We start from the raw sequence: 11,484 nt of genomic DNA on the forward strand, positions 1-11,484 counted from the left end.
CTTACTTCTTAACTCGTGATTCTTGACTCTTTGACCGGTATTATTGTTATTTTTGCGCGCATCATAAATGCTAAAAACATGATTGAAAAATTTTTAAACGAGGAACAGGATCCCAAAACAGTTGAAAAGGTTTATTCACGCCTTGTTGATCTGCTTTCTTCGGGCGAAGAGGTTATCTATATTGCCGTTCAGAAAAAGCCGCTGGTAAACCTTTTTCCTGATTGTATAGCTATTACCAACAAACGTGTATTGTTTTTTACCCCGGCCAACCTGGGCTTATCCATCAAGTTTGTTGATTTTGTTTGGAAAGATATCGTTGACGTATATACCAAGGAAGAAATTATCGGCTCCATTTTCAGCGTAAAAACCACAGGTGGCGCCGAAATGGCTGTTGATTACCTGCCTAAAGTTCAGGGCCGTAAATTATATCAGTACGCCCAGGAGCGTAAAGAGGTTGAACGCGAAGCCCGCCGTCAGCGCGACCTGGAACAAAAACGTGCCGAATCAGGTGCTATCCAACTGGAAAATTCACCTGCACGTGCATTTGTAGCACCGGCATCACCGCAGCCATTTTCTCAAACTAACGGCTATACAGCACCTTCTGCTCCTGTTGCACCACCCGCCGCTCCAGTTGCAGCCCCTGCACCCGTTGTACAGGAAACGCAAGCACCTGCGCCGGCTGCTAAACCAGATGAGCTTACCGAGAAATTAAAGAAGCTAAAAACTTTGTTTGATAATGGTCTTATATCACAGGAAGAATATAACGCCAAAAAACTTGATTTGCTGAGCGATCTTTAAGAACTCGTTGCCTTCATTAATCAAAACGATTCAATATGCTTGGATTTTTTAAAAAGAAAAAAACAGCAGAGCCCAAAAGTGTTGTTGCAGGTCTTTCGGCCAATGACAACTTATTGCAGGAGTTTAAAGCAAAAGCCCAGGAACAGCTTCCTTACCTTATTGAATTTATGGAAAACCATGAAGAGGGAGACGAATTATTTAGATATGCGGTAAAAACCAATTTTGTTGAAGGTGATAATACCGAACACATGTGGGTGCAGGTAGATCGTTTTAAGGATGGCCTTTTTATAGGCAAACTTGCCAATAAACCATCAGCGATAACCCACATAAAGTACGGCGACCCCATTGAAGTTTCCCAACATAATGTTGAAGACTGGATACTACAGGATTTTTTAACCAACACCAAGGTTGGGGGATTTTCAAGCGGCTATGTAAGAGAAAACGCCAAATAAAAAGGGGCAACGGATTATATCCACTGCCCCTTTTGTCATTTAGATCATCGACAAACACTATTCAAATACCTAATGAGGATTCATCGGATGCCCCAATGACTAAAGCAACCTCCGATCAAAACCGAAAGGCTCTCTTTTTAAAAGTTTCACATCAAAAGCATCGGGATGCAACGGATTAAGCAGGTAATTAAATTCGGCAGGGACAATTGATGAGGGTACTTTCATCAATAAATATTCCTGTTTTTTGAGGAAGGAATCGCCCAATTCACGCAGAATTACCGGGCCTGATATATCCCGCCAATCTTCAGGTAATTGCTCAACTTCAACAGTAATTATCTTACTATCCGGCACTTCAATTTCGGCAAGGCAATAATTACCTGGAATTATCAGGGGATCTAAATGCACCAGCACCTCAAGCACTGCCAACGATTGTGACGAAGCCAGGTAAAGCATCGGCTTGCCTTCGCTGTTCCAGCGGCCGCCATATAATCGCGCACCTGAGCCGCTCAGGTCGGCAGCGTAATTACATTTAGTAATACGGTAAAGTATCATCAGGCAAAAATACCGTGCTCTATGCGGCCAAGTTCTTTGAACACCATATCAAAACCCGCCGAAGTATCTAAAATAGTTACCGGAGCTTCGCCCCTGAAAACCACCGACGGTGTTTTGATCCAGATCTTGAATTTATCCATCGACTCAAAAACTTCCTCGCCGCGAGTATAAAGCCGGGCAAGCTCAATGGCTTTTTCGGCGTATTCGGTTTTTATGATAACATCATCCTCATAGCGTTGTAAAGTACGCTCGGAGATATGGAGTATATTGGCAAGCTCCTGGATATTTAAGGAGATCTTTTTTGCAAGGGATAGCAAAGCACTTTTAGGGAATCCCTTACGTGCAAGGCTGATAATATCAAAATCAGAAGATGCTTTTACCTGCTTTGAACCATTCAATAAACTATAAAACGAAGGCATAGCTCCCTGAACAGCATATGCTGCCATTGGTTCATTAACCTCGTTTTTAGTATCCGGCTTTGATTTATACGACATATATACAAATATAATTACCATTTGTCGCATTTACAAATATTAAGCCAACAAAAAAGCGATAGGAGTTTTACCTATCGCTTTTTTATCATTGGGTCATTATTCATTAAGTCATTATCAATTACTTAATGACCTCAAAGGCTAATGACTCAATGATCTGATTTATTCTGCAACTATCAAAAAGTAATTCCTTTTGCCTTTTTGCACTATTATAAACTTACCGTTAATCAACATGTCAACATTATAAATATCCTCAGCACTTGCTATTTTAACTTTATTAATAGCAGCACCGCCGCCTTGAATCATTTTCTTTGCTTCACCTTTTGATGAAAAAATTGAAGTTTTAACAGCCAGCAGGTCTGTTACATTGATACCTTGTTCCAGATCGCTTAATGCAATTGTATAGTTATCCACCCCTGAAAAAATCCCGAGCACTTCGGAATCAGTTAGTTCATTTAAAAACTCAAGACCGATATTCCCGAATAAAAATTCCGATGATTTGATTGCCTTTTCATATTCAGCTTCGCCATGCACACGGATAGTAATATCCTTTGCCAGTGCCTTTTGCAATATGCGGGTATGTGGTGCGGCATCATGTTCAACTTCCATAGTTTCAATAACCTCGCGCTCAAGCAGGGTAAAAATACGGATGTAAGCTTTAGCATCAACATCTGTAGTATTTAACCAAAACTGGTAAAACTGGTAAGGTGAGGTTCGTTCAGCATCTAACCAAACCGCGCCGCTTTCAGTTTTACCGAATTTGGTACCGTCGGCTTTTTTGATCAGGTTGGTAGTTAAGGCAAAAGCTTCACCACTGTCCTTACGACGAATCAACTCGGTACCGGTAACAATATTACCCCACTGATCGCTGCCGCCCATTTGCAATGAGCAGTTATGGTGCTTCCACAGGTAATAAAAATCATAGCCCTGTACCAGTTGGTAAGTAAATTCGGTGAATGACATGCCGGTATCACCTTCAAGGCGTTTTTTAACCGAATCTTTGGCCATCATATAGTTTACCGTAATGTGTTTGCCTACATCACGGATAAAATCAAGAAAAGTAAAGCTTTTGAACCAATCGTAATTGTTCACCATTTCGGCGCTGTTGGCGCCGGTGTTAAAATCAAGAAAACGGGTAAGCTGTTTTTTTACAGCTTCCAGGTTATGCTGCAGCACATCCTCTGATAATAAATTACGCTCGGCCGATTTGCCCGACGGGTCGCCAACCATGCCGGTAGCACCGCCAACTAACGCATAAGGTTTGTGGCCCGCGCGCTGAAAGTGGATCAGGGTCATAATCTGGGTAAGGTGACCAACATGCAATGAATCAGCAGTTGGATCAAACCCGATATATCCTGAAGCCATACCTTTATTTAACATATCCTCAGTTCCGGGCATTTCGGTATGCAGCATGCCGCGCCAGCGTAATTCTTCAACAAAGTTCATATCAAGTTCTGTTTCAAAAAGGTGCAAATATAAAAGAATAATTGGGGGAAGTGTTTTTAAAATTGATAGATCAGGCATAGGTGTTAGTGTGATCCTTTTATGCGAAACGATTATTTGCAAGCGATAGGAGGCGCCTCCGGAGCCGAAACAATGAATTTATATTTTCTAAAAACATGGTACTTCTCCGGAGTTGTGTTTTCACGATCTTAAACTCCGGAAGAATACCATGTTTATTAGGAAGAAAAGCCAACCTTTTGGCTCCGTAGGTGCCTCCTTTTACGCCTTTAATGTTTCGGGAATTAATGAACCATTAACTCAAGGTATTCAATTTAACAACCCTACACCGGGTTAACTATAGGTAAACCCTATTTCAAATAATTACTTATATTTTGTATCTTGAGCAAAACCGGGTATTTTGCAAAGCAAGGGTTATGAATTTTTTATCGCATTTTTATTTTGACAGGCATACTACCAACTGTTACCACGTGTTGGGAACGGTACTGCCCGACCTGTTGAAAAATGCCGATAAAACTATCATCCTCCACCCCGAAAAACTACATCACACTGATAACGAGATCAATTCTATCATAGCCGGATGGAATAAACACCTTGATGTAGACCGTTATTTTCATTCATCCGATTTTTTCACTACCCGTTCGCACGAACTTAAAAAACTGCTGGCCCCCGCCTTAGTCGGCTCACCGGTTAAACCTTTCTTTTTAGGTCACATAGCATTGGAGCTTATTATAGATAACCTGCTGCTCACCACAGGTAAAATAAGTGTTAATGAATTTTACGATCACTTGAGCGGCTGCCGGGAAGATAAAATAAAGGAGTTTTTAACTTTTGCCGGCCTAAAGGACAGCGATGTTTTCTTTAAATTTTACGAAGGCTTTAAAAAAAGTCAATACCTGCATACCTATGCCGAAACGCACCAGATAGCCTATGCGCTTAAACGGATCTGCATGCGGGTTTGGCATGATCCTTTTACTCCCGAACAGGAAGCATTGATGAATGATATCCTGGATCATTATCGCGAACAAATGTTTGATGATTTTATGCTGATTTTTGAGGAGATAGAGCATAAACTAACCAGCGTTTAAAACATTTTATGGCTATAAAAGGCCCTCGCAAAGCGCTGTTTTACACTCCAATAAACAGGCAGCGCCGAAAAACCATCGTTTTTAAAACAAAATGGCTTGAATATAAGCAATTAACATTAAAAAATTTCTTTTTTCAATAAAATATATCCGTACCTTTGCAGTCCCAATTAACAAATTGGGAAAAGGAGAAAAATTATTTAATGGCAAAAAAACAAGAAGCAGAAAAAGAATTAAAAGCGAAAGAAGCTGAACTGGGTACAGTTACCGCATCTGGCGAAAAAGAAACTATTGAATCAGAGGCTGATTCAATATCTATCGAAGAGATCAAATCAAAGATCGCCTTAACACCAAGCGAAGATTTCGATTGGGATGCTGACGATAAAAAATTTGGTAACTACAGCGATGACGACCGTGAGAAATTTGAGAAATTGTATGATGGAACTTTCAGCTCTATCACCAAAGGCGAAATCATCACCGGTACTGTTGTTAACGTTAACAACAAAGATGTAGTACTTAACGTAGGGTTCAAATCAGACGGTTTAGTATCAGTATCAGAATTCCGTGACACACCAGATCTTAAGATCGGTGACAAAGTTGACGTTTTTGTTGAATCGCAGGAAGATGCTAACGGTCAGTTAGTACTTTCACGCAAACGTGCAAAAACTCAAAAATCATGGGAACGCATTAATTCAGCCCTTGATAATGATGAAATCATCACTGGTTTTGTAAAAAGCCGTACTAAAGGTGGTTTAATTGTTGACATTATGGGCGTTGAAGCCTTCTTACCTGGCTCACAGATCGATATCAAACCTATCAGGGATTACGATGTGTACGTAGGTAAAACTATGGAGTTCAAAGTTGTTAAAATCAACCACGAATTCAAGAACGTTGTGGTATCGCACAAAGTGCTTATCGAAGACGATCTGGAAAATCAAAAAACAGAAATTGTTGCACGCCTTGAAAAAGGTCAGGTATTGGAAGGTACCGTTAAAAACATTACCGACTTTGGTGTATTCATTGACCTTGGTGGTGTTGACGGCTTACTGCACATTACAGATATTTCATGGGGCCGTATTGAGCACCCACGCGAAATTTTGGCATTGGATCAAAAGATCAACGTTGTTGTTCTTGACTTTGATGACGAGAAAAAACGTATCGCTCTTGGCTTGAAACAATTAACCCCTCACCCTTGGCAAAGCCTTTCTGAAGAAATTCAGGTTGGTTCAAAAGTTAAAGGTAAAATCGTTACCGTTGCTGATTACGGCGCATTCCTTGAAATCATCCCTGGTGTTGAAGGTTTGATCCACGTATCAGAAATGTCATGGTCACAAAACCTGCGCAACCCTCAGGAATTCCTGAAAGTTGGTGACGAGATCGAAGCTCAAGTATTGACTTTAGACCGCGAAGAGCGCAAAATGTCATTAGGTGTTAAACAATTAACTCCTGATCCATGGCAAAACGCTGCTGAAAGGTATGCAGTTGGTACCCAGCACGTAGCTACAGTTAAAAACATGACTAACTTTGGTGTGTTTGTTGAACTGGAAGACGGCATCGATGGCTTGATCCACATCTCTGACCTTTCTTGGTCTAAAAAAGTTAACCACCCTAACGAATTCACTAAAGTTGGTGAAAAATTAAACGTGGTTGTACTTGAACTTGATGTTGAAAACCGCAAATTGAGCTTAGGCCACAAACAGCTTGAAGAAAACCCTTGGGATACATTTGAAACTATCTTCACTATCGATTCGATCCATGAAGGTACCGTTATCAAAGTAACCGACAAAGGTGCTATCGTAGCTTTACCTTACGGTGTTGAAGGCTTTGCGCCAACCAAACACCTGGTTAAAGAAGACGGTAAGAGCCTGAAAGCTGAAGAAGCTGCTGAATTCAAAATCATTGAATTTAACAAAGAAAACAAACGTATCGTTATTTCACACTCACGTATCTGGGAAGAAGCCCGCGCTGATGCCCGCGTACAGGAATTTGAAAACCGTAAAAAAGAAGCAAAAGCTGCTACTAATGCGGTGAAAAAAGTGAAAGATTCTGTTGAAAAATCAACTTTAGGTGATCTTAGCGTATTAGCTCAATTAAAAGAGCAAATGGAAGGTGCTGAAAACAAAGCCCGCAAGGCTGCACCTGCTGCTAAAAATTCTGAAGAAGAAGAAGCATAATTTTAGCTTAAAGCTTATACAAGCCTCCCGATAAATCGGGAGGCTTTTTTGTTGGATTAAACTTTTTTAATTCCATGCTATACTTGCGCTCGTTTGTAACGAGCGCTTAATATGGTTTGGCGATTGTATCGCCGGGCGTTACAAACGCAAACCCAGGTTACGCACTCGTTTTAAACGAGCGCGAGTTAGTATGACATGTTTTTAATTTACTTTTGCCTTATGTCCGGAGAAACCAACCTCAATACCCTGCTCAAAAACATGACACCTGTACTCAATGAAGGTGACTACGTTTATTGCACAACACCATCATTAAATAACATCAACACGAATGATATTATAGCTTTTTTTAAAGAGGAAGAAGCTCCTACCCTAATCCTGAAAAAAGAAACTGCAGATAAGTTAAACCTTGAATATACCTACGTAGCCGCCTGGATCACTTTAACCATCCACTCATCACTGGAAGCCACCGGCCTTACCGCTGCATTTGCAACCGCGCTGGCAAAAGAAAGCATAAGCTGCAATGTAGTAGCAGCTTATTATCATGATCATATTTTTGTAGCGAAGAAAGATGCGGAAAGGGCGATGATGGCGTTGAAAAGGCTATCAGAGTAATTCTCATTCCAATTCCCACCCGTCATTGCGAGGAACGAAGCAATCGCGAACTTTACAGGGCGGTTATAAAAGCGACTCTGTACGTAGGGGATTGCTTCGTTCCTCGCAATGACGTAAGTAGATGTATTTTGTTGGAAACCGGAGATCCCTGCAACTCCCCTTTCAAAACTCATCCTCCAAAACTGAAAACAAATTATTACTTTTGCCCAAATCCACCCATACGATGCAAAATCTAACACTGCTCGACGGACAAAAGTTTCAAATCACCATACAACGTTTATGTCGCCAGTTAATTGAAAATCATAACGACTTTTCAAACACAGTATTAATTGGTATTCAGCCACGTGGCATCTATTTAGCCAAACGTGTTGCCGAAGAACTAAGAAAGATCCTCCCTGATAAAAACATACTGCAAGGCGACCTTGATATCACCTTTTACCGCGACGATTTCCGCCGCCGTGAATCACAACTGCTGCCAAATCAAACTAAAATAGATTTTATTATTGAAGGCAAAAAAGTGATCATGATGGATGACGTGCTATGGACAGGCCGTACTATCCGTGCCGCCATGGATGCCATGCAGGCATTTGGTCGCCCGGAAAAGATTGAGCTTTTAGCTTTGGTCGATCGCCGTTATTCACGTCATATACCGGTATCTGCCGATTATGTGGGTATCGAGGTTGATTCCATCGCATCGCAAAAAGTAGTGGTAAGCTGGAAGGATACTGACGGGGAAGATAAGATAGTACTGGTTTCAGAGGTACAGGAATAATAGAAATAATAGAATAATAATATGTCATTGCGAGCGATAGCGTGGCAATCGCATGCTATACAAAGCGGCTCTGCCTCCGTGCGATTGCTTCGTACCTCGCAATGACATGACCAATAACAAAGAGAATTAAATATAACAGGATCAAAATCGACATGGCAGGACTGAGCACACGACACTTATTAGGTATAAAAGATTTGAACCGGGCAGATATTGAGCTGATATTTGAAACTGCCGATACTTTTAAATCTGTTTTAAACCGACCGATTAAAAAAGTGCCGTCGCTGCGGGATGTTACCATTGCCAATATTTTCTTTGAAAACTCAACCCGCACCCGTTTATCATTTGAGCTGGCCGAAAAAAGGCTATCGGCCGATGTGATCAACTTCGCGGCCTCGTCATCATCGGTAAGCAAGGGCGAAACGCTGATTGACACTGTGAACAACATCCTGGCCATGAAGGTTGATATGGTGGTTATGCGCCACCCTTATGCAGGCGCAGGCATCTTCCTGTCAAAACACGTCAAGGCTCAGATAGTGAACGCTGGAGACGGGGCGCATGAGCACCCTACCCAGGCTTTGCTTGATGCTTTCTCAATCCGTGAAAAGTATGGAGATGTAGCCGGTAAAAAGGTGGTAATTGTGGGCGATATCCTGCACTCGCGCGTAGCGCTTTCCAATATCCTTTGCCTAAAACAGCTCGGTGCCGAAGTGATGGTTTGCGGACCAACAACATTGATCCCAAAATACATTGGCTCATTAGGTGTTAAGGTTGAGCACAACCTGATTAAAGCCCTTAACTGGTGCGATGTGGCCAACATGCTCCGCATTCAGCTGGAGCGCCAGGATATAAAATATTTCCCTTCATTAAGGGAATACACCATGCTTTTCGGTCTTAATAAAACTATACTGGATTCATTGGATAAAGAGATCACCGTGATGCACCCCGGCCCTATCAACCGGGGAGTGGAGATCACCAGCGATGTAGCCGACAGCAAGCAATCTATAATTCTGGACCAGGTAGAAAATGGTGTAGCCGTACGTATGGCTGTGCTTTACCTGCTGGCCGGTCAAACACCAACAATATAAAATAGGATGTTTCAGGTATGAAGTTCAATTTTAAAACATATCTGAAACATGCTTATAAAGGAGAACTGCTTTATCTGGCGGTTATTGCTGCGTTGTACTTTTATGACCACAACAATATCATCTTCCTCATATTCTTCCCGTTTTCGTTTATACAAGGCTATTACCGCTATCAATATAAATTAGCCCAAGCCGAAAAGCTTAAGGCCAAAGGCCTTACCGAGGAAGATATCGACAACATCAGCTTTGTAAAAAAGTGGGAACATTCACGCAAGCGAGGCAAGTGGAACTATTGCATTATTGACGGCGGGTTTATTTTCGGGCTGGCTATATCACTCATTACAAGCGTTGCCTGGTTAATTTTTAAAGGCAGGGATATGCACACCTTACTGGCCGAACCCGGCGATATGTTTGCTTTTATCGGTTACAATTATATGATAGGGGCTGGTATTGCCGTTATCATATTCCGCATCAGGTGGAAATACAATGAAAAACGCTTTGTGCGCTTAACCGATCCTTTGGCCGATAATTACTTTGCCAAAGATTACCAGGATATTTAAATACGCTTAATGAAATTCAAGCTCTGCTTCGTTCTGTTTTTATTTATATCGGGCATAACATTTGCCCAAAGTCATCAGCAGTATAAAACCGATTCGGTATTTGTGCTGGTGAAAAAATTCTTCAATGCTAAACAGGCCGACTCCATTTATGCTATAACCGGCCCAAACTTCAGGCATGCTGTTAGCGAAGGACAATTTCGTCACCTTATGGAGCAACAACTCTTTCCCTTGAATGACATTAAGGGCTCAACTGTTATCAGCTTTGTTAACAACAAGGTAAGTACTTACAAGCTGGTATTTCAATCGGTAACGTTGCAATTGCTCATGAGCCTTGATGCAGGTAACCAGATAGAGCTTTTCCTGTTTCAGCCTTATAAAGATGTAACTGCCGATAAAACAACGCAGATCCCAACCTCAAATAAACTACTCAATACCATGGATAAACAGGTGGATTCAGTAGCTCATGCCTATATTCAAAAGGCAAATACCGTTGGCCTGAGCATAGGGATCCTTAAAGATGGGCAGATCAGTATTTATAACTATGGAGAAACAGCCCGCGGCAACAATCAGCTGCCAACAGCAAACACGCTATTTGAGATTGGGTCCATCACCAAAACATTTACGGCTACCCTGCTGGCTTATTACGCCAACGAGGGTAAAGTAAAGCTCACCGATCCAATCACCCAATACCTCCCCGATTCGGTAAAAACCAATACCGCATTAAACGCTGTAACCCTGCTCACGCTAAGCAATCACACATCAGGATTGGCCCGGATCCCCGAAAACCTTCAGTTCGATTCGGCCAGTGCCGCTAATCCCTATAAAAGCTATAACAAAAAGTTGCTGTATAGTTATCTCAAAACCTGTAAACTCAACAGTAAACCAGGCGAGCAATATGCTTATTCCAATTTAGGGGTGGGTTTATTAGGAACCATATTATCTCAGGTAAGCGGTAAGACTTTTGAACAAATGGTACAGGAAGTGATCTGTACTCCTTTAGCCATGAAAAATACAGTTCAGCATTTAAGCGCTTTACAGCTGCCCCGCTTCACCAAAGTATACAGCCAATACGGAGACCCTACAGTTGCCTGGGATTTTGACGCCCTTGCCGCCTGCGGTGCCCTGCATTCAACGGTAAATGATCTGCTGATATATGCAAAGGCTAACATGCTCGGTGGCACAGATAAGCTATCAAAGGCCTTTGATCTCACTCATCAGACAACTTACAGCAAGGATGCTAAAATAGCCCTCGGCTGGCATATTATTTGGGTTGATGGTGTGGAATATATCTTTCACAATGGCGGCACCTATGGTAGCAGCAGCTTTTTAGCTTTTAACGCTGATAAGAAGCTTGCCGTGGTGGTGTTATCCAATGCAGCAGAAAGTACAGATGCTATGGGGACGGGGATTATTAAGAAGTTGCAAGGGGAGGTTAAATAACAAGC

The 11,484-nt window shown here is 41.8% G+C and carries 12 protein-coding genes; 9 read left to right on the forward strand and 3 right to left on the reverse strand.

Annotated elements, in window-relative coordinates:
- Positions 1-78: 78 nt before the first annotated feature.
- Both ACFFGT_RS13445 and ACFFGT_RS13450 read left to right on the forward strand, forming a co-directional pair.
- A complete protein-coding gene (locus tag ACFFGT_RS13445; protein ID WP_377023057.1) occupies positions 79-798 on the forward strand; it encodes a PH domain-containing protein in 720 nt (239 codons plus the stop codon).
- Between the two features lie 35 nt (positions 799-833).
- Positions 834-1,250: a DUF2314 domain-containing protein gene (locus ACFFGT_RS13450; protein WP_377023058.1), complete on the forward strand. Its 417-nt coding sequence runs from the start codon at positions 834-836 to the stop codon at positions 1,248-1,250.
- 99 nt (positions 1,251-1,349) lie between these two features.
- On the opposite strand, the gene ACFFGT_RS13455 is transcribed toward ACFFGT_RS13450, so the two are convergent.
- The 3 genes from ACFFGT_RS13455 to tyrS form a co-directional block, all read right to left on the reverse strand.
- Positions 1,350-1,802, reverse strand: a complete 453-nt coding sequence (locus ACFFGT_RS13455) for an RES family NAD+ phosphorylase (RefSeq protein ID WP_377023059.1) — start codon at positions 1,800-1,802, stop codon at positions 1,350-1,352.
- On the reverse strand, positions 1,802-2,296 hold the full coding sequence (locus ACFFGT_RS13460; RefSeq protein ID WP_377023060.1) for an Xre family toxin-antitoxin system antitoxin: 495 nt from the start codon (positions 2,294-2,296) through the stop codon (positions 1,802-1,804). The genes ACFFGT_RS13455 and ACFFGT_RS13460 overlap by 1 nt, the downstream gene beginning before the upstream one ends.
- Positions 2,297-2,455: 159 nt before the next feature.
- Positions 2,456-3,739 (reverse strand): tyrosine--tRNA ligase, encoded by a 1,284-nt coding sequence (tyrS, locus tag ACFFGT_RS13465; protein WP_377023743.1) that lies wholly within the window; start codon positions 3,737-3,739, stop codon positions 2,456-2,458.
- A gap of 431 nt (positions 3,740-4,170) precedes the next feature.
- Between tyrS and ACFFGT_RS13470 the strand changes: the two genes are divergently transcribed.
- The 7 genes from ACFFGT_RS13470 (at position 4,171) to ACFFGT_RS13500 (ending at position 11,479) form a co-directional block, all read left to right on the forward strand.
- Complete coding sequence (locus tag ACFFGT_RS13470; RefSeq protein ID WP_377023061.1) at positions 4,171-4,842, forward strand: hypothetical protein; 672 nt, start codon at positions 4,171-4,173, stop codon at positions 4,840-4,842.
- A gap of 200 nt (positions 4,843-5,042) precedes the next feature.
- Entirely contained in the window at positions 5,043-7,013 is a 1,971-nt protein-coding gene (gene rpsA, locus ACFFGT_RS13475; protein ID WP_377023062.1) for a 30S ribosomal protein S1, read from the forward strand.
- A gap of 219 nt (positions 7,014-7,232) precedes the next feature.
- Positions 7,233-7,625: an ACT domain-containing protein gene (locus tag ACFFGT_RS13480; protein ID WP_377023063.1), complete on the forward strand. Its 393-nt coding sequence runs from the start codon at positions 7,233-7,235 to the stop codon at positions 7,623-7,625.
- Between the two features lie 223 nt (positions 7,626-7,848).
- Positions 7,849-8,397 (forward strand): bifunctional pyr operon transcriptional regulator/uracil phosphoribosyltransferase PyrR, encoded by a 549-nt coding sequence (gene pyrR / locus ACFFGT_RS13485; RefSeq protein WP_377023064.1) that lies wholly within the window; start codon positions 7,849-7,851, stop codon positions 8,395-8,397.
- A gap of 152 nt (positions 8,398-8,549) precedes the next feature.
- Positions 8,550-9,482 carry an aspartate carbamoyltransferase catalytic subunit gene (locus ACFFGT_RS13490; protein ID WP_091163068.1) on the forward strand — a complete coding sequence of 311 codons (933 nt, stop codon included), beginning with the start codon at positions 8,550-8,552 and terminating at the stop codon, positions 9,480-9,482.
- 17 nt (positions 9,483-9,499) lie between these two features.
- Positions 9,500-10,039 carry a hypothetical protein gene (locus ACFFGT_RS13495; RefSeq protein WP_377023065.1) on the forward strand — a complete coding sequence of 180 codons (540 nt, stop codon included), beginning with the start codon at positions 9,500-9,502 and terminating at the stop codon, positions 10,037-10,039.
- A 9-nt stretch (positions 10,040-10,048) separates the two neighbouring features.
- Entirely contained in the window at positions 10,049-11,479 is a 1,431-nt protein-coding gene (locus ACFFGT_RS13500) for a serine hydrolase domain-containing protein (RefSeq protein WP_377023066.1), read from the forward strand.
- The last annotated feature ends 5 nt before the right edge of the window (positions 11,480-11,484 follow it).

The organism is Mucilaginibacter angelicae, assembly GCF_042434235.1.
Classification (GTDB): Bacteria; Bacteroidota; Bacteroidia; order Sphingobacteriales; family Sphingobacteriaceae; genus Mucilaginibacter; species Mucilaginibacter angelicae.